Origin of the sequence: Lentzea aerocolonigenes (genome assembly GCF_000974445.1) — a bacterium.
GTDB classification, from domain to species: Bacteria; Actinomycetota; Actinomycetes; order Mycobacteriales; family Pseudonocardiaceae; genus Lentzea; species Lentzea aerocolonigenes.
In genome coordinates this window covers 75,840-94,280 of the sequence record NZ_BBOJ01000028.1, presented here as the reverse complement: position 1 = coordinate 94,280, position 18,441 = coordinate 75,840, and the positions used below count along the sequence as shown (strand labels likewise).

Annotated in this window: 12 protein-coding genes; 3 read left to right on the top strand and 9 right to left on the bottom strand. The window is 68.5% G+C overall.

Annotated features, from left to right (window positions below):
- Window positions 1-2: 2 nt before the first annotated feature.
- From ctaD to AOM45_RS41775, 5 genes are read right to left on the bottom strand one after another with little or no spacing between them, the layout of a single operon-like run.
- Complete coding sequence (gene ctaD / locus AOM45_RS41795; RefSeq protein WP_030471474.1) at window positions 3-1,766, bottom strand: aa3-type cytochrome oxidase subunit I; 1,764 nt, start codon at window positions 1,764-1,766, stop codon at window positions 3-5.
- A 37-nt stretch (window positions 1,767-1,803) separates the two neighbouring features.
- The gene (locus AOM45_RS41790; RefSeq protein WP_030471475.1) at window positions 1,804-3,129 is read right to left on the bottom strand and encodes an esterase/lipase family protein; all 1,326 of its coding nucleotides are present in this window, start codon (window positions 3,127-3,129) and stop codon (window positions 1,804-1,806) included.
- Complete coding sequence (locus AOM45_RS41785; protein WP_035912641.1) at window positions 3,130-7,029, bottom strand: tetratricopeptide repeat protein; 3,900 nt, start codon at window positions 7,027-7,029, stop codon at window positions 3,130-3,132.
- A 59-nt stretch (window positions 7,030-7,088) separates the two neighbouring features.
- The gene (locus AOM45_RS41780) at window positions 7,089-7,871 is read right to left on the bottom strand and encodes a slipin family protein (RefSeq protein ID WP_051784351.1); all 783 of its coding nucleotides are present in this window, start codon (window positions 7,869-7,871) and stop codon (window positions 7,089-7,091) included.
- 49 nt (window positions 7,872-7,920) lie between these two features.
- Window positions 7,921-12,183 carry a glycoside hydrolase family 2 gene (locus AOM45_RS41775; protein WP_035912642.1) on the bottom strand — a complete coding sequence of 1,421 codons (4,263 nt, stop codon included), beginning with the start codon at window positions 12,181-12,183 and terminating at the stop codon, window positions 7,921-7,923.
- Between the two features lie 134 nt (window positions 12,184-12,317).
- On the opposite strand from AOM45_RS41775, the gene mshC reads away from it, so the two are divergent.
- On the top strand, window positions 12,318-13,556 hold the full coding sequence (gene mshC / locus AOM45_RS41770; protein WP_030471478.1) for a cysteine--1-D-myo-inosityl 2-amino-2-deoxy-alpha-D-glucopyranoside ligase: 1,239 nt from the start codon (window positions 12,318-12,320) through the stop codon (window positions 13,554-13,556).
- Window positions 13,557-13,601: 45 nt separating this feature from the next.
- Here mshC and AOM45_RS41765 read toward each other — a convergent pair whose 3' ends face one another.
- Window positions 13,602-14,261, bottom strand: coding sequence for an isopentenyl transferase family protein (locus AOM45_RS41765; RefSeq protein ID WP_051784352.1), 660 nt, complete (start codon window positions 14,259-14,261; stop codon window positions 13,602-13,604).
- Window positions 14,262-14,438: 177 nt separating this feature from the next.
- On the opposite strand from AOM45_RS41765, the gene AOM45_RS41760 reads away from it, so the two are divergent.
- Window positions 14,439-15,017 (top strand): LOG family protein, encoded by a 579-nt coding sequence (locus AOM45_RS41760; RefSeq protein WP_030471480.1) that lies wholly within the window; start codon window positions 14,439-14,441, stop codon window positions 15,015-15,017.
- A gap of 78 nt (window positions 15,018-15,095) precedes the next feature.
- On the opposite strand, the gene AOM45_RS41755 is transcribed toward AOM45_RS41760, so the two are convergent.
- Together AOM45_RS41755 and AOM45_RS52015 are read right to left on the bottom strand one after the other, a co-directional pair.
- Window positions 15,096-15,587, bottom strand: coding sequence for a hypothetical protein (locus AOM45_RS41755; protein WP_030471481.1), 492 nt, complete (start codon window positions 15,585-15,587; stop codon window positions 15,096-15,098).
- A gap of 1 nt (window position 15,588) precedes the next feature.
- Complete coding sequence (locus AOM45_RS52015; protein ID WP_030471482.1) at window positions 15,589-15,831, bottom strand: ATP-dependent Clp protease adaptor ClpS; 243 nt, start codon at window positions 15,829-15,831, stop codon at window positions 15,589-15,591.
- 33 nt (window positions 15,832-15,864) lie between these two features.
- On the opposite strand from AOM45_RS52015, the gene AOM45_RS52010 reads away from it, so the two are divergent.
- Entirely contained in the window at window positions 15,865-16,311 is a 447-nt protein-coding gene (locus AOM45_RS52010; RefSeq protein ID WP_030471483.1) for a hypothetical protein, read from the top strand.
- A 54-nt stretch (window positions 16,312-16,365) separates the two neighbouring features.
- On the opposite strand, the gene AOM45_RS41740 is transcribed toward AOM45_RS52010, so the two are convergent.
- Complete coding sequence (locus tag AOM45_RS41740; RefSeq protein WP_030471484.1) at window positions 16,366-18,162, bottom strand: S8 family peptidase; 1,797 nt, start codon at window positions 18,160-18,162, stop codon at window positions 16,366-16,368.
- Window positions 18,163-18,441: the final 279 nt, after the last annotated feature.

Below are 18,441 nucleotides of genomic sequence, written 5' to 3'. Positions count from 1 at the left end.
CCCTAGTCGGTCTTGCCGTCCCGATCCGTCGAGGCGAGCGCCTTCTCGGTCGCTTCGTCCTTGCCCACCCGGTGCTTTCCGGGATGGGTCAACGAGAAGTGCGCCTCCTCGCGCATCCGCTCGACCATGTGCGGGTAGTGCAGCTCGAACGCCGGCCGCTCCGAACGGATGCGCGGCAGTTCCTTGAAGTTGTGCCGCGGCGGGGGAGAGGTCGTCGCCCACTCCAGCGAGTTGCCGTAGCCCCACGGGTCGTCCTGCGGGGCCGGGTCGCCGTAGCGGTACGACCTGAACACGTTCCACACGAACGGCAGCACGGAGAGGCCGAGCACGAACGAGCTGATCGAGGAGATCATGTTGAGCGTCGTGAAGCCGTCGGAGCCGAGGTAGTCGGCGTACCGGCGCGGCATGCCCTCGTTGCCCAGCCAGTGCTGTACCAGGAACGTGCCGTGGAAGCCGAAGAAGGTCGTCCAGAAGTGCAGCTTGCCCAGCGGTTCGTTGAGCATCCGGCCGGTCATCTTCGGGAACCAGAAGTAGATGCCCGCGTAGGTGGCGAACACGATCGTGCCGAACAGCACGTAGTGGAAGTGCGCCACCACGAAGTAGGTGTCCGACACGTGGAAGTCGAGAGCGGGCGCGGCCAGCAGGATGCCCGTCAGACCCCCGAAGAGGAACGTCACGAGGAAGCCGACCGAGAACAGCATCGGTGACTCGAAGGTCAGCTGCCCCCTCCACATCGTGCCGATCCAGTTGAAGAACTTGATGCCGGTCGGCACCGCGATCAGGAACGTCATCAGCGAGAAGAACGGCAGCAACACGGCGCCCGTGGCGTACATGTGGTGTGCCCACACGGCCACGGACAGCATCGCGATCGCCAGCGTCGCGAACACCAGTCCCTTGTAGCCGAACAACGGTTTGCGGCTGAACACCGGGAAGATCTCGGTCACGATCCCGAAGAACGGCAGGGCGACGATGTAGACCTCGGGATGGCCGAAGAACCAGAACAGGTGCTGCCAGAGGATCACGCCGCCGTTCGCGGGGTCGAACACGTGCGCGCCGAGATGCCGGTCCGCCGCGAGGCCCATCAGCGCCGCGGTGAGGATCGGGAAGACCATCAGGACCAGTACCGACGTCACCAGGATGTTCCAGGTGAAGATCGGCATCCGGAACATGGTCATGCCCGGCGCCCGCAGGCACACCACCGTCACGACCATGTTGACCGCACCGAGGATGGTGCCGAGGCCGGCCACCGCCAGCCCCATGATCCACAGGTCCGCGCCGACGCCCGGTGAGTGTGCCGCGCCGGACAGCGGGGTGTAGGCGAACCAGCCGAAGTCGGGCGCGCCGCCCGGCGTCACGAACGCGGCGAGCACGGTGATCCCGCCGAACAGGTACAGCCAGTACGAGAAGGCGTTCAGGCGGGGGAAGGCGACGTCGGGCGAACCGATCTGCAACGGCAGGACGAAGTTGGCGAACCCGAACAGGATCGGCGTCGCGTACAGCAGCAGCATGATCGTGCCGTGCATGGTGAACAGCTGGTTGAACTGCTCACTCGACAGGAACTGCAGGCCCGGCCGCGCCAGCTCGCCGCGCATCAGCAGCGCCATCACGCCGCCGATCATGAAGAACGCGAACGACGTGGTCAGGTACATGATCCCGATCTGTTTGGGATCTGTGGTCTTGAACAGGGAGAGGAAGTACGACCCCTTCGGCCGGGCGCGCGCAGCTCCCGGATGCGGTACCACCGGCGTCGGCTTGATCGTGGTCATCGCGCCTCCTCGCTGTACCCGAACATCGTCCTCCCGGTCAGGGCGAGGGGCAATCCATGACGAGCACCGCCGAGGTCACCGGGACCACCGGAGCACCCACCGAGATGCCGCTGACCTGCACGTAGTAGGCGCCAGGGGTCAGTCCGTCGAATTTGATCGCCATGGTCTCGGAGATTGCCGGACTGCGCGACTCGACCTGTCTGCCGTTCTCGTCGAGCACCGCCACCTTCAGCGCCCGCGGGGTGGTGTCCTTCAGCTCGACGGTGACGGCCAGGTCCTCGCCTGCCAGCACCAGGTCCGGCACGCTGACCTGCGGTTCCGTCGCCGTGACGTTCCTCGGGATAATCTCCTTCGAGGTCAGGAACGACTCCACTGCGTCCAGCACCGCCGCGTTGTCCTGCAACGACGTGTGCTGCTCCGTCACGCGGTGCAGCGTGTTCGACGACAACGCCAGCCCACGGCGTGCGGCCCCGACCATCGGCACGGTCGCGTCGCCGTACAGCTCGTCGCCCTCGTAGGTGCGCAAGCAGGTCACCTTGCCGTCGGCGATGCGCGCGGTCGTGGCTGTGGGCTGCTTACCGCCGATGATCGCGTACGTGCGGTCGGCGAACGAGTCGCTCAACGAGCCGTGGAACGCCATCGCGTCTTCGACCATCTTCGTGTCGAGCTCGGGCAACGTGGTCTCGGTCGTCTTCACGAGTCCCGAAGCGCTCTCGATGCACGCGTACTCCGGCAGCAGCTGGTGCAGCGACGGCATCGAGCGCGCGAACTCGGTCAGGTCGATCGCCAACGGCCCGAGGCCCTTCCTCACGCCGTTGACCAGCTGCTCCAACGCTGCCGCCGCACCGCGGTACGGCGTGCCCATCGTGATCAGCTTGTCCGTGCGCTCGGCCATCCCGCACTGCTCGATGCACCACCGCGCGACCAACCCGCCCATCGAGTGGCACACGAAGCTGACCTTGGCGTTCGGTCCGAGCTTGTCCAGCGCCTCGTCGACGCGGCGAGCCAGCAGGGCGCCGTTGTACCTGTTGGACAGCCGCCAGTCGTACGCGAAGAGCAGCAGGTTGCCCTTCTCGACGGTGTAGCCGAGCGAGTTCATCCGCCTGGTCACCCGGTCGTAGCCCTTCAACGGCGTCCAGATGCCGGGGATGACGTGCAGGTCCGCCATCAACGCCACGGGCTGGATGCCGTCGCCGGGGTGCTCGTCGCCGATGCCGTCGGGGAGCTTGAGGCGTTGCAGGTTGCGGCCGAGCGTCAGCACCGCGCGCACCACGGCCCTGCCCGACACCTCCCACACCACCCCGTCCTCGTCGCGCAACGTGCTGCCGAGAATGCCGGGCAGGACGACGACCAGATCGCTCATCTACGACTCCTCGGCCAGCTTGCGGATGAGGGACAGCAGTTCGGGGTTCGCGGGCACCAGGTACGTCAGCTCGTGGATCCACGCCAGACGCTGGTCGGCAGGAGGCAACGCCAGACGCCCGTCACCGGCCCGAGCGCGCGCTACCGCCTTGTAGAGCGCTGCCAATGCGTACGGCTCCAACGCCGTCACGGCCTGGGTGAGCGCCTGCGGTGACGCACTCGCCGCGAGTCCACGCAGGACGTCGGTGACCAGTGAGGGATCGTCCTGAGCGTCCAGCACGAGATCGAGCACGTCGGTGTCCTCGTCGGCCAGCAGCAGCAACGCTTGTACGGGCCGGTTGTCCCGCACGTTCTTGAGGACTTCTTTGTCCAGCAGCTCCGCACGGCGCGTCGCGAGCAGCTCGCGGCGGCGTGCGGTCGTGGCGTCCACGAACTCGTCCGCGAGGCTCGCGAGCAACCACGGCCGGTACGAGTGCTCGACGCCCTGCGCCTGCGCGGTCGTGCGGCGGGACTGGATGACCTGCGCCTCCAGCAGGCTGGTGCCGTACAACGCCTCGGTGACGGCGACGTCCGCGTCCGTCGAGAGAAGTTCGGGGTGTTCGAGCAGGATCGCTCGCTCCTCGGCGTACGAGCGCGCGAACACCCACGCCCGTGCGGTCTTCAACAACACACGGTCGACCGTCAGCCAGTCCGGTGTCGTGTCCCACGGCCACGGCCGGCCGGAGTCGAAGTGGCGGCGCGCGATGTCGTGCACGTCGTGCAGCGCCTGGCGGGACTGCCCGACGTGGGTGAGCGCCTGGCACAGCCACTTCGCCGCCACCGGGTCACCCGCCGCCGTCGCCGCGGCCCGCAGCGTCAGCAGCGTCGCGTGGTGCGGCCCGGTGAACCGCTCCAGCACGTGGTCCCACGTCCTGTCGACGATCTCCGGCCGGCCCAGGCCCGCGCAGATCGTGTCGAGCGTGAACAGCGCTGCCGCGAGCGTCGACAGGCGGTGCTCGTGCTCGGGCAGCAGGCACACCTCGACGGTCCGCTGCCCGGTGACCAGGGCGTCCTCCAGCTTGCCCGCGTCGCGCTGACGGCGCATCAGGTTGTGCAGCGCCTGGCCGTGGATCGGCAGTCCGTCGGCGAGGTCGGCGGCCTGCCTGGCGGTGTCGAGGGCCTCGCTCCTGCGGTTGACCATGCTGTACGCGACGCTCAGGCTCAGCGCCGCGTCCGCGAGCTGCGGCCCGAACGGGGCGTGCCTGCCGAGCGTGACGCTGATCTCCGCGGCCTGCTGCGTGACCTGGTCGGCCTCGGCGAGCCTGCCCAGCGTCAGGTAGTCGCGGCTCAGCTCGACCTGTGCGGTCACCAGGTCAGCGAGGAACGCAGGGTTCGTCTGCGCGAGCTGGAAGTACTCGTCGACGGCCTGCCGTGAGCGTTGCATGGCCTCGTAGCGCCGCCCGGTCTCGCAGCACCGCGCCGACAGACACATCAACGCGCGCGCAAGCGGAGCACCTGTGCTCACGGCCGCCACGGCGTCTTTGGCCGTCGACAACGCCTCGTGCCCTCGGCCGACCATCGCGTAGACCTCGCTCAGGTCGACCAGCGCACCGCTGAGGTGCGCCGCGTACGTCGGGTTGTCGCCGCCGTGCGACGTGGTCTTCGCGATGCGTTGCGCGAGCCGTTTGTGCGTCAGGGTCTCCGCGGTCGTCGGCGTGGACGCGACCAGCTCGCGATAGCGGACCACGGCCTCTTCCGCCGGTGCCACCGCCTGCTGGAGCCTGCCGGCCTCGCGGAACCGCTGGCCGAGCCGGTTCAGCACGTGCGCGAGGTCCGCGAGGTACATCCGGATGTCCGGCACCAGCGCGCGGAAGTGCTCGGCGGCCTCCTCCAGCGGTGCGATCGCCTCGTCGCCGCGGCCCCAGTGCGTCAGCTCGCTCGCCGCCGTGGTCGCCGCGAGAGCGATGTCCGGCAACAGCATCCGGTTCATCATCGCGAGCTCGCGCAGGCCGTCCAACGCCTGCGCGCCCGCGTGCCCGCAGTGCCGCCACGCGTACTTCCACAGGTAGCCGGGCACGTCCGGCGGCACACCCGCCTCGATCCGCTGCCGGTACAGGCGGATCAACGCACACGCCACCTTCTCCGCTCCCGGCGCGAACACCGCGTCCCTGCTCGGCGCGAACGGAGGCCGCAGGAGGTCCGCGAACGTCTGGTGCGTCAGCTTGAAGACCGCCGTGCCCTCCTCACCGTCCTGGACGACGTGACGGCCCAGTTCGGTGAGCACGGCGGTGATGTCGTCACGGCCGAACTCCTCGCCCGACAACGCCTGCGCCACCGCGATCCACTCGGCCTCGGGGAACCCCGCGCCGTAGCTCCACGTCAGCGCGGTCAGCAACGGCCGTGCCGCGGACACCTTGTCGAGCTCGTGGTCGAACGCGGCCCCCAGCGACGGCTCGAAGTCCGCCCCGCCGTCGGTGAGGAGCTGGTCGGTGACCATCCACGCGGCCAGGAACGGCATCCGCGCGATCTCCTCCACAGTGGACGGCGCAACGCGGGAACCCAGCCGTGCCACCGCGTAGTCGCGCACACAGGAGGCGCTGTCGCTCTTGTCGAGGTTCAGCACCTCGACGGGAGAGAGCTCGGTCAGCAGCGGCGCACCGCCCGCGACCCGGTGCGCCTGCCGCGTGGAGACGATCACGACGGCGTGGTTCGCGAGCTTGGTCAGCAGCGACGTGGCGATCGAGAACGACTCACCACGTGCCTCGTCCAGGCCGTCGACCACGATCACCGGCGGCTCGGCGAGCGTGCTGACCACGCCGACCAGCTCGGCGGCACCCCGGCGCGGCCCGTCCGGCGGACCGACGAGTCCCGCGGCGACCAGCTGGCGGCTGATCAGGTCGGCGACCCGGTCGGCGTCCATCGCGCGGGCGTGCACGGCCGCCGCCACCGAGTTCTGGCCGGGGTCGGCGTGCTGGAACGGCGGCCCGGCGGTCAGCAGCAGATCCCGTTCCGCCTGGTTGGAGAGGCTCACGACGCGGCCGACGATCGCCGACTTGCCGGTGCCGGGCGCGCCGGTGACCACGCGCAGGCCGGGCGTGGCGGACCGGATCCAGCCCACGACCTGGTCGACCTCGGCGGTGCGGCCGGTGAACCACGACCGGTTGTCCGGCGAGTCGCCACCACGCGCCGCGAGCAGAAGGTGCTTCACGACCGTGTGCGGTGCGTAGAGCGGGTTCGGCAGCATCGGCCCAGGTGAGCCGTACTGCATGAAGCGCGGTCGTTGCACGTCGCTGTCCCACGCGTTCAGCAGCGCCGTGCCGATGATGCCGCCGTCGACCAGCGGTGTGCGGTCGCTCCAGCGCAGCACGTCCGCGTCCGCGATCGGCCCAGTGCGCAGGAGGTTGCGGAGCTTGCCGCCGAACAGGCCGTCGCGGGCCGTCTCGACGCCGGAGCACGACACCAGCACACCCGCCCAGTGCATCTGCCCGGCGAGCAGCTCCTCCTGCATGTTCGCGATCGTGCCCAGAGCGTCGTCCAGCTGCTGGCCCGAGTAGCACGCGTCGACGATCACCAGCACCTGGTGCGCGCCCGACGCCGCGCACCACAGGACGAAGTCCTCGATGGCGATGCCGTCGGCCCTGCCGCTGTTGTCCCTGGCCAGCAGCCTGAGCTTGCCCGTGACCGGGACGGCGTGACCGCTCCACAACGCGACCAGCGAGCCACCGTTCTGCGGGTCGTCGACCAACGTCTGCATGTGCGTGCGGATCTCGTTCTCGCACGGATCGACCAGTGGTTCGCCCTCGTAGCCCTTGAGCAGCGCACGGAGCTCCCGCACGTCGCTCACGGCGTGCTGCAGCGGCTGCACCCGCTCGTACGAGCCGATGCCGATGCCGACGAACCTGTTCCTGGCCCTCTCCTGCATGCGTCACTACCCCCTGTCCGGACGTCGTTCCGGGGGAGTGGGTGGTTACTGCGGTTAACTCACTCGGACGAATCACCCTTCGGTAGTTCGGTGCCGGTGTTCTTCTCGAGGAAGCGGAGAAGCTCGACCGGGAACGGCAGCACCAGCGTCGAGTTCTTCTCCGCCGCCACCTCGACGATGGTCTGCAGGAGCCGCAGTTGGAGCGCGGCGGGCGTCTGCTCCATCGTGCCCGCGGCCTCGGAGAGCTTCTTGGAAGCCTGCAGCTCGCCGTCCGCGGTGATGATGCGGGCCCTGCGTTCGCGTTCGGCCTCCGCCTGCCGCGACATCGAGCGCTTCATGCTCTCGGGCAGCGCCACGTCCTTGATCTCGACCCGGTCGATGTCGATGCCCCACGCCAGCGCGGGCGTGTCGATCATCAGCTCCAGGCCCTGGTTGAGGTGCTCGCGGTTCGACAGCAGGTCGTCGAGCTCGCTCTTGCCGATGATCGACCGCAACGACGTCTGCGCCACCTGCAACATCGCGAACCGGTAGTCCTCGACGTTGATGACGGCCTTCGCCGGGTCGTGCACCTTGAAGTACACGACGGCGTCCACGCGCACGGTCACGTTGTCGCGCGTGATGCCGTCCTGCGCCGGCACGGGCAGGGTGACGATCTGCATGTTGACCTTCCGCAGCGTGTCCACGCCCGGAACGATCATCGTCAGCCCCGGCCCGCGCACGGCCTGCTGGAGCTTGCCGAACCGGAACACGAGTCCCTGTTCGAACTGTTTGATCACTCTCGCGCTCATCGCGAGGCCGAGGCCCCCGAGCGCGACGAGTCCGCCGAGGATTTCCACGATCATGAGACCCGCCCTTCACCGGCGAATGCCCTTGATCCCCAACGGTACGCCGTTAAGCGCAGGTCAACGTAGGCGTCGCCCAGTCAGCGTGGTCCCAGGCGTTGCCGTCACCTCCGTCCGTCACCCGGAACGTCAGCACCGTTGCTCCACTCGTGTCGACCGAGATGGGCAGCGCCGCGCTCTGCCCGGTCAGCACGGGGCTTTGGTAGACCGGCTGACCGTCCTTCAGCACTTCGAACCGGACGCTGCCGCTGCCGTTCGTCTCGTCGTCCACACCCAGGGTCGCGGTGAGCCGGCTGCACTTCCCGCCCGTGTAGACCCCGAACTCCGACTCGGCGTGCGCGCCGACGCCCCGGTCGAACTTCGCGCCCCGGATGCTGATCGGGTTGCCGTCACCGCCGGAGTTCTCGCCGTTGCTGCGGTCGCGCTCGATCGGGCCCCAGCCGTTGCGTTCGCCGAGGAACGGCAGCGCGGACACCGCCGCTTCCCCGGTCGGCGCGGGAGGAGTGGCGGTGAAGTCCCTGTTCAGGGTCGTCGTGGCCTTCCCGGAGCGGATCTCGGCGAACACCGGGCGGGTGCCGATGTCGCCGCCGTCGCGCCTGATCGTCACCTTCGCCGAGCCGTTGGTGAGATCGAGGATGCCCGGCGAGATCGACCAGCCCTCGGGAGCGGAGAGGGTGGCCGTCGTGGTGCCGGGACACGGCTTCGTGACCACCAGTTCGGCCTCCACCTGCTCGCCCGGTTCGAGAGCGGTGTCGGTGGCCCTCAGCTCGGCGGTGGGTGCGCAGTCCACTCGTTGGCCGAGTTTGCCCGTGGCCGCTTCCACGGGCGTGAGCGGGCGCAGCAGCACGGAGTACGCGTACTCGTTGCCCGCCTCCACCTGGTACTGCGGCAACGGCTCGTGGAACGTCTCGCTGACGCCCGTGACGCGATGCGCCGCGTGCAGGGTCGTCCAGCCGTCGTTCTTCTTGAGCGCGAACGGGTAGGCCGCCCGATCCAGGTCGTCGTACCGTGAGACGCGCACGTCGAGGTCACCCGCGACGAGCAGGCCGGCGCGGCCGTCGGACAGCGTCGCCCAGCGCGTGTCCGCGTGGTTGCCGAAGTCCTGCGGCTTGTAGTAGTCGTTGAACTCGCGGTCCACAGTGGACTGGTACACGCCGACGGGGTTGCCGGACTTGCGGTCGTCGTAGTTCTCGCCCGGACCGCGGCCGTACCACGTGAACCTGCCGAAGCTGTCGGGAACCTTGAGCGTGAAACCGATGCCGGGCAGGTAGCTCAGGTCGCGCATCCTGTCCTTCGCGGCGACCCGGTGGCCGACGTGGATCTCGCCGTCACCGGTGATCCGGTAGGTGAAGGTCTGGCCGAACGACGCCGTGGCCACGGCCTGGGCGGTGGACCTGGCCGTGATGACGGTGTCCTTCCCGCTCCGCGTGACTGTGACGCTCGACGGCGTGGTCCTGAGCCGGTCGAGACCGTTGCGGTACCAGGAGTTGTCCTCGCTCATGAACTCGTTGGACAGCGGCGCCCGCCACGCGTCGAGCTCCGGGCCGGTCCTGAGCAGCTCGGTGCCACGCACCCGCATCGACGTGAGCGTGCCGGAGCGCTTGCTGACGACGTAACGGAAGTCCTTGCCGGACACCACGACCTCGTCGTCGTTCTGCGTGGTGGTGAGCTCGCCTGCCGGGACGGACGTGTGCAGGCCGGCGATCTGCGTGCCCCCGAGCGGGAACTGCGCGATGCCGACGTCGTTGCCCTGCCGGTCGGTCGCCCGGACGGTCAGCCAGCGGTCGGTGTCGGCGGTGAAATCGGGCAACGTGACCGTGCCCGGCTGGAGCCTGCCGCGGTGCTGGGCGATCGTGCGGCCGTTGTCCTGCACCTGCCAGCGCAGTTCGAGGTCGTCGGTGCCGGTGAACTGACGTTCGCTCACGACCGTGAGCTTGTTGTCGTCGTAGGAGAACCTGATGGGGGAGTGGACCGCCATCAGCTCGGTCGTCTCCGGCTGCGGCCTGCGGTCCGCCCACACCACGCCGTCGACACCACCGGTGCCGGCGCCGTAGGACTCCTTGCGGCCCTTGTCCTCCAGCTTCTCGAAGTCGAGCGCCAGCACCGCGGACTTCTTCGGGTCTGCGGCGAGCTCGGCGTCGGTCAGGGCCCGGTGGTAGATCCGGACCTGGTCGACGCTGCCGTGCGCCATGCGGGTCTGGACGTTCTCCTGCATGGTCTCGGCGTTGCGGCCGATGTTGACCGGCCAGTGCGACCAGTCGATCGTGCCGGTGTAGTTCGTCGTGGCGACCTCACGGCCGTCGATCAGCAACCGGAGCTTCGTGCCGTCGAACGTGCCGGTGACGCGGTGCCAGCTGCCGTGGAAGTCGGCGGGAACCTGCGCTTCGGCCGTGCGCCACGTACCGCTGTGGATGAAGAACTGCAGCGTGTTCTGGTTCGCCATCTTCAGCGCGTACTGGTGGTCGCCCTTGGAGATGACCGTGAAGTCACCGGTCCACGTGTCCGGCTTGACCCACGCGTCGAGGGTGAGCCCGGTGCTCACCTCGTCGAGCTTGCGGTCCCGGTACACCTCGACGAAGTCGTCGAGTCCGCTGAGCTGCAAGGCTTTGCCGTGTGGTCCGTCCACCTGGGACGGCTTGCCGGAAAGCCAGCTCATGATGCCGCTCGCGTCGTCAGGGGTGGTGAACAACGGCAACGCGATGTTCTGCTCGGCCCAGTCCCAGATGAAGCCGCCCTGCACCTGCGGGTAGGCGCGCACGACGTCCCAGAACTCCTTGAAGTTGCCGAGACTGTTGCCCATCGCGTGCGCGTACTCGCCCATGATGATCGGCTTGGTGGTGGTCTTCGCCTTGGCTTCGAGACCGGCGGGCGACGGGTAGCGCGGGCCGGAGACGTCGGCGAACGGCGCGTCGCCGTCGGGGACGTTCGGCTGGTGGTACAGCGGGCGGGTGTCGTTCTTCCTGGCGTACTCGGCCATCGTGTAGTGCGCCTTGCCGAGGCCCGCCTCGTTGCCGGTGTCCCACATGATCACGCTCGGGTGGTTCTTGTCGCGCTGCATCATCGCGGCGAACCGGTCCTGGAACGCGTCCTGCCACTCCGGGCGTTCGGCGAGGCAGTTGGACGGGCAGCCGTCGTGGTGGTGGGTCTCGATGTCGACCTCGTCGGCGATCATCAGGCCGTTGCGGTCGGCCAGCTCGTAGAAGTACGGGTCGCTCGGGTAGTGCGAGGTGCGGACCGCGTTGATGTTGAACCGCTTCATCAGCTGGACGTCTTTTTCCTGCTCGGCGCGGGTGACGTGCCGGCTGCCGCGCACGCTCGTCTCCGCCCGGTTGGTGCCGCGGAACAGGACGCGCTTTCCGTTGATCTTCAGCTGCTTGTCGGCGATCTCGATCTTACGGAACCCGACCGGCTGCCGGCCGGTCTGGATCACGCGGCCGTCCTTGAGCAGCTCGATCCGCAGCTCGTAGACGTTCGGGGTCTCGTCGGTCCACTTCAACGGGTTCGCGACCTTGCCGTTCGTGATCGGAACCTCACGGCCCCGCGGGTCGAACAGCCTGGTCCGGACGGTGTGGCCCTCGGCGGGCCCGCCGATCTTGACGTCGGCGCTGATCGTGGCGTCGCGGTACTCGGCGTCCAGGTCGGTCTTGATCGTGACGTCCTGGAGGTAGGTCTTCGGCGTCGAGTAGAGCCAGACCTCGCGGAAGATGCCGGAGAACCGCCACTGGTCGTAGTCCTCGAGGTGGGAGCCGGAGCCCCAGCGGTGGACCTGGACCTTCAGGGTGTTGCGGCCGGGCTTGAGCTTGCTGGTGAGGTCGAACTCGGCGGGCGTGTAGCCGCCCTGGTCGTAGCCGACGTAGGCGCCGTTGAGCCAGACGAAGTAGCCGCTGGTCACTCCCTCGAACCGGACGAGCGTGCGGTCCCAGTTCCGCGGCACGTCGAACGTCTTCTCGTAGACGCCGGTGGGGTTGACGTCACGGGGGATCTTGGGCGGGTCGTCCGGGTACATCTCGGTGGGGATGTTGCGGAACATCGGGTGGTCGAGGAAGTCCGTCTGCCACGTGTGCGGCACCTGGACCGTGCGCCAGCCCTCGGCGGTGTCTCTGACGTCCTCGGGCCTGTCGAACATCCGGATGCGCCACTCGCCGTTGAGGCTCAGGCGCCGCTCGAGCTGGAGATCGGGGTGCGGAGGCTCCTGGTTCTCGCCCGTCATGCGCGGGTTCTCCAGGTACGCCACCGCGTCCAGTGGCTCGGCGGGTGCGGTTGCGGGGGACAGTGAGAGCGCTACCACCGTGGCTACGGCGACACGAAGCATGCCCTTGGACGCTAGGGACGCGATGACAACGTCGTCAATGAATGTCCGATCTTTCTGTCCTGGTCCGTCCGGGGTGGCCGTCCCAACAGCCGGAAACTGCACTCCACTCGGCGGCACGCGTTAGTGTCGGAAGCATGCAGACCTGGTCATCGATTCCTGTGCCGCGGGTTCCGGGGGACCCCCGCCCGCTGCGGCTGTTCGACACGGCTACGGGCGAGGTGCGCCCGACGGCTCCAGGAGACACCGCCAGGTTGTACGTGTGCGGCATCACGCCGTACGACGCGACGCACCTCGGCCACGCCGCCACCTACCTGACGTTCGACCTCGTGCAGCGCGTGTGGCTCGACAACGGCCACAACGTGCACTACGTCCAGAACGTCACCGACGTCGACGACCCGCTGCTGGAGCGCGCCGAGCGCGACCAGGACGACTGGGTCGTGCTCGCCATGCGCGAGACCGCGTTGTTCCGCGAGGACATGGAGGCCCTGCGCGTCCTGCCGCCCCAGGACTTCGTCGGCATCGTCGAGGCGATCCCGGAGATCGTCGAGGTGGTCGCCAAGCTGGTGGCCGACGGTCACGCCTACCGCGTGGACGACTCCGAGTACCCGGACATCTACTACTCGCACGACGCCACCGGCCGTTTCGGCTACGAGTCGAACTACTCCCAAGAGAAGATGCTGGAGCTCTTCGCCGAACGCGGTGGCGACCCCGACCGCCCCGGCAAGCGCCACCCGCTGGACGCCCTGCTGTGGCGCGTGAAGCGTCCCGGTGAGCCGTCGTGGCCGTCCGAGCTCGGCGAGGGCCGCCCCGGCTGGCACATCGAGTGCAGCGCCATCGCCCACAACCGCCTCGGCATGGGCTTCGACGTCCAGGGCGGCGGCTCCGACCTGATCTACCCGCACCACGAGTACTCGGCCGCGCACGCCGAGGCCCAGACAGGCCAGCACCCGTTCGCCCGCCACTACGTGCACGCGGGCATGATCGGCCTCGACGGCGAGAAGATGTCGAAGTCGCGCGGCAACCTGGTCTTCGTCTCGAAGCTGCGGGCCCAGAAGGTCGACCCGAACGCCGTCCGTCTCGCACTGCTCGCGGGCCACTACCGCGACGACCGCCCGTGGACCCAGGCCCTGCTGGACGAGGCGCTGGTCCGCCTGGACAAGTGGCGCCGGGCCGCGGACCTGTCGTCCGGTCCGTCCGCTGTGGACACCGTGACACGGCTGCGTGACCACCTGGGCAACGACCTGGACACCCCGCGCGCGTTGGCGGCCATCGACGCGTGGGCCGACGAGGCGCTGTCGCACGGCGGTTCGGACACGCACGGACCGTCGCAGATCCGTACGGCGGTGGACGCGCTTCTGGGCGTGGAGCTCTAACGGTCAGCAGGCGCGCGCTGTCCCGCAGCGCGCGCCGGCATCCGATCAGTCGTGGTTCCAGCCGAACAGCGTGGTGAACACCCGGTGCTGTTCGAGGCTGTGTTCGTGGTGCACCACCGCGATGCGTTCGGTGAGCTCGGCGATGTCGGCCTCGCGGATGCCGGGGAGGTCTTCGGGGTCGAGGCCTGTCCTGATGCACCAGTGGAGCACGGCCTCCGGCCCGTTGACCGACGCGACGAACGAGCGCTGCCTCCGGTGCTGCCAGGCCTTCGCGATCTCGTCGAGCATGCCGTCGGCGATCATCCGCGCGGCCCGCGTGCGCAACCGGTCGAGGTGCGTGCGTTCGTCGACGAGCGGCAGCACGGTGGACGTGAGCCGGAACGGGAACCGCCCGCGGCAGTCGGCGAACCTGCGCAGCAACGAGATGGACCCGCCTTCCACCACCACGTAGTCGTGCCTGCGGCTCAGGGACTCGACCTTCCTCAGGAGCGCGTGCGCGGCTTCGTGCAGCGGGTAGTCGCCGTCGGGCACGGTCCTCGCGTCGAGGTGGTGGCGGCGCGGCCCGTCGAACCGCGCGCTCGTGACGGGCAGGTCGAGGTAGCACTGGATCCGGTCGGCGACGACGACCGGCGCGTCGTGCTCGTCCGCGATGTTCGTGGCGACCTCCGTCTTACCCGCACCAGTGGGGCCGACGACCAGATGCACGCAATTCATTGTCCGCACTCCTTTGCCTGTCGATTTCCCTCTCCACTTTCACCTCGCTTCGGCGGGATTTCACCGGCTGCCGGTGACCTTCAGGAATTGTTCAGCGTCACGGCGGAATTGGCGGAAGATGTCCGTTTCTTCCTCCTTGCCCGCGCGATTCGGTTATAAGGTGTCCTCATGCGAATTTGTGTCTTCTGCGGTTCGTCGGCAGGGAGGGTGCGGCACGTGCGGGCCGCGGCCGAGGCGGGCCGGCTGCTCGCGCGGCGCGGGATCGAGGTCGTCTACGGCGGTGGCCGGGTCGGCACGATGGGTGCCGTGGCCGACGGTGCGCTGAACGTCGGAGGGTCGGTCATCGGGGTGATCCCGCACCACATGGTCGAGTGGGAGATCGCGCACGACGGCCTCACGGAACTGCACGTCGTCGACACCATGCACCAGCGGAAAGCGCTGATGGCGGACCTGTCGGGCGCCTTCGTCGCGCTGCCGGGCGGTGCGGGCACCCTGGACGAGTTCTTCGAGATCTGGACGTGGGCCCAGCTCGAGCTGCACGCCAAGCCGATCGGCCTGCTCAACGTCGACGGCTACTACGACCACCTGATCGCGATGATCGACCACATGGTGTCCGAGGGGTTTCTCAAGCCGGCGTACCGCGACATGGTGTTGGTGGACGACGACCTCGAACGGTTGCTCGACCGTTTCACCGATTACGTGCCGCCCGTTTATCGGTGGGCGGAGGACGCGCCCATCGACCAGTGATCACTGATAAAAGGAACTGCAAAGGATCTTCAACGTGGCGGCAGTCGAATCGCAATGCGAATGGAAAGCGATTCGTTCTCAGTGAGGAATGGGCCAGCCGTGAGCGGCGCTCGGTTCGAGGGCCGCGACCAAGGCGTGTTGCACGGAGCTGAACCCCTGAGCGCTGGCCGTGGTCGAGCGGGACCACGTCCGGTGCAGCCCTCGCAGCTGGGCGAAGGTGACGAGCCAGTCGTCGACCTCGTCGAACCCGATCAACCACGGGGTCGGCTCCCCGAACCGTTCCCGCACGCGTCGCGACGGCCCGGAGTCGGTGAGCACCTCCCGGTGGCGTTCCCAGAACGCGTCAGCCTCGGCGGGAGAGCTGGAGGTGTCCGGGAACATCTGCCGCATCAGGGCTTCCGCGGTCGGGGCACGCCAGAACCGCCTCCTGCGCTGACGCGGCACGACGCCGTTCTCCAGCAGGTCGTGCAGTTCGGCGAGCACCGGCAACGCGGAGGCGATGAACGCCTCCGACGCGCGCACGAGCAGTCCGTCGCCTGCCGAGACCACGGCGAAGTTGGGATCCTCCACCTCACACCCGCCCGAAGGTCGTGTGTAGCCCGAACCTGACCAGGCTCAGCGCGGTCGTCTCGGCCTCTTCCCGGCTCTCGTACTCGCCGACCACCGCATGTCCGCGTTGGTGGACCTGCGTGGTCTTCTCCCGTGCGATCGCATCGCTCGCGCCGCACACCTTGCGCATCAGGTGGTGGACCACGGAAAACACGTTGTGGTCGTCGTTGTGCACGACGACCTGCCAGCTGCCCCCAGAACTCACCGGCAGAGTATGCGGCAGGGCCACAATGGACGGATGACGGCCTGGCAACGGTTGCGGTACGAGCGCGCACAGGACGGCGAGGACGCGAACGAGGCGGCCCGCGGCGAGGTGCTGCGCGACGAGCGCACGAGGGCGGACCTGCCGTTGCTGCGGTTCCTGGTCGAGCAGGAAGCGTTGTGCCGCGCGAACTCCCAGGGCCTGGGGGAGCAGGCCGCGCTGGCCGGGTTCCTGCTGGCCGAGCACCGGCAGGTCGAGGACGTCTGGCGGCACCACGCGATCAAGCGCGCCAACTTCGACGCCGGCTGCGCCTACGACGTGGAGCACCTCTTCGCGGCGGGGGTCCAGGTCACGCTCGACCACGTGCGCGCGAGCGACCACCCCGACCGGGACGACGTGCTGGAGCTCCTGCTGCGCCAGCACGTCGACGATGACGACCTGGCGGAGTGGTTCGAGCACCGGCGCGAGTGGTTCGAGGCCTGAACGAGGAACCGCCCCCGAGGCGGAAGCACCGGGGGCGGTTCGTTCAGCGGTGAATCAGAGGTCGAGCGTCCAGCTGTTCAACGTGCCGGTGTCCAGGAACGCCGCGTCGCGCACGCGCAGCGTCCAGGTGCCGTTGGCAGCCTCACCCGACAGGTCGCGGGTGTAGGTCTCGTTGATGTTGTCGGCCGAGCCGCCGGACCGGTTGTGCAGGTTGTAGACCGAGCCGTCGGGCGCGACCAGGTCCACCACGAGGTCGCCCTTGTAGGTGTGCGTGATCGAGACCTTGATCGACGACGTGGCCGACGCGTTGCCCGCGCAGCCCGAGATGACGATCGTGCTGGTCACGGTCGACAGGTCGCCGATGGTGACCGGGGTGGAGTTGGTCTTGGCGTCACAGCCGCTGCCGACCGCGTTGACCGTCCACGTGAAGGTCGCGGAACCGGTCTTGCCCGCCGAGTCGGTCACCGTGGCGGTCACCGTGGAGGTGCCCGCCGTGGTCGGCGTGCCGGAGATCGCGCCGGAGGCGGACGCCGACAGACCGGCCGGGAGACCGGAGACGGACCAGGTGTACGGCGGGGTGCCGCCGGACGCCGCGAGCTGCAGCGAGACCGCCGTGCCGACCGTCGACGTCTGGTTGCCCGGGTTCGTCACCGACGGGGTGCCGGGCTGGCCGCCGCCGAAGAGCGTGTAGAGCAGCTTGTTCGGCGTGTTGGCGCCGACGTTGGTGATCTTGTTGGGCGTGGACGCCGCGTCCAGACCGGCCCACACGGCAGCCGGGCTGTCGTTCGGGTGCGTGGCGAGCCACAGGGCCGCGCCACCCGCGACGTGCGGGGTGGCCATCGACGTGCCGGAGATGTTGTTGGTCGCGGTGTCGTTGGTGTTCCACGACGACACGATGTTCTGACCCGGCGCGTAGATGTCCGTGCAGGAGCCGTAGTTCGAGAACGAGGCGCGCGCGTCGGTGTTGGTCGACGCGTTGACCGTGATCGCCTCGGTGACGCGTGCAGGCGAGGTGCTGCAGGCGTCGGTGTTCGAGTTGCCGGAGGCGATCGCGTAGGTCACGCCGGCCGCGATGGAGCGGCGCACGGCCGCGTCCAGGGTGGCGTCCGCGCCGCCACCGAGCGACATGTTGGCGACCGCGGGCTTCACCGCGTTCGCCGTCACCCAGTCGATGCCGCCGACGACACCGGCGGTGGTGCCGGAGCCCTGGCAGTTCAGCACCTTGACGGCGACGACCTTGGCGCCCTTCGCGAGGCCGTACTCCGCGCCCGCGATGGTGCCCGCCACGTGCGTGCCGTGGCCGTTGCAGTCGCTGTTGTTGCCGTCACCGGAGGTGTTGGTGCCCCAGGTGGCGCGTCCGCCGAACGTCGTGTGCGTGGTGCGCACACCGGTGTCGATGATGTACGCCGTGACGTTGGACGCCGTGGTGTCGTACTGGTAGCTGTTGCTCAGCGGCAGGTCGCGCTGGTCGACGCGGTCCTGGCCCCACGACGGCGGGTTCTGCTGGACGTCGAGCATGTGCACCTCGGCGTCCTGCTGCACGTACGCGACCTTCGGGTCCGCGGCGAGACGCTGCGCCTGCTTGGCGCTCATCTTCACCGAGAAGCCGTTGAGCGCGTGCTGCCAGACCTGACCGACCTGGCCGCCGTACTTGCTCGCCAGGCCAGGCGCGGCGGCCCTCGACGCCGTGTCGGCCTTCAGCGAGACGATGTAGCTGTCCTTCACGACGTCGGCGCGCTCGGCGCCGAGAATCGTCCCCAGGTTTTCCTGAGCTGATGCGGCGGGTGCCACAGCTGCGGCCAAACACACGGCGGCAGCGGCAGCGAGTCCCGTACCCAAGACTCTTCGCATTGCAGGGTTCTCCCTCGTGCAGGGAACAGGGTGTCCTGCACGCTAGCCCTAAACCGCAGGTCAGAGGGATACGCCGTCGAGTGCGAACTGTTGACAGATTTGACGTTTCGTGTCAATCGCAATGATTGCGCACAGTCACGGAAATCGGCCAAGAGAAGGCATTTGGTTTCCCTATACCAAGCCCAACGCCGAGAGGTCCACCCTCGATCGGCCCTACCGGCCGGTAGGCAGCACAACATAGCGTCCCCCAGACGGAGGAACGAACTGATCGGGCAGTTC

What these genes read in the sequence shown, in the direction of transcription:
- ctaD (WP_030471474.1), bottom strand. Translation starts at nt 1,766, where the DNA reads ATGACCACGATCAAGCCGACGCCGGTGGTACCGCATCCGGGAGCTGCG.
- AOM45_RS41790 (WP_030471475.1), bottom strand. Translation starts at nt 3,129, where the DNA reads ATGAGCGATCTGGTCGTCGTCCTGCCCGGCATTCTCGGCAGCACGTTG.
- AOM45_RS41785 (WP_035912641.1), bottom strand. Translation starts at nt 7,029, where the DNA reads ATGCAGGAGAGGGCCAGGAACAGGTTCGTCGGCATCGGCATCGGCTCG.
- AOM45_RS41780 (WP_051784351.1), bottom strand. Translation starts at nt 7,871, where the DNA reads ATGATCGTGGAAATCCTCGGCGGACTCGTCGCGCTCGGGGGCCTCGGC.
- AOM45_RS41775 (WP_035912642.1), bottom strand. Translation starts at nt 12,183, where the DNA reads ATGCTTCGTGTCGCCGTAGCCACGGTGGTAGCGCTCTCACTGTCCCCC.
- mshC (WP_030471478.1), top strand. Translation starts at nt 12,318, where the DNA reads ATGCAGACCTGGTCATCGATTCCTGTGCCGCGGGTTCCGGGGGACCCC.
- AOM45_RS41760 (WP_030471480.1), top strand. Translation starts at nt 14,439, where the DNA reads ATGCGAATTTGTGTCTTCTGCGGTTCGTCGGCAGGGAGGGTGCGGCAC.
- AOM45_RS52010 (WP_030471483.1), top strand. Translation starts at nt 15,865, where the DNA reads ATGACGGCCTGGCAACGGTTGCGGTACGAGCGCGCACAGGACGGCGAG.
- AOM45_RS41740 (WP_030471484.1), bottom strand. Translation starts at nt 18,162, where the DNA reads ATGCGAAGAGTCTTGGGTACGGGACTCGCTGCCGCTGCCGCCGTGTGT.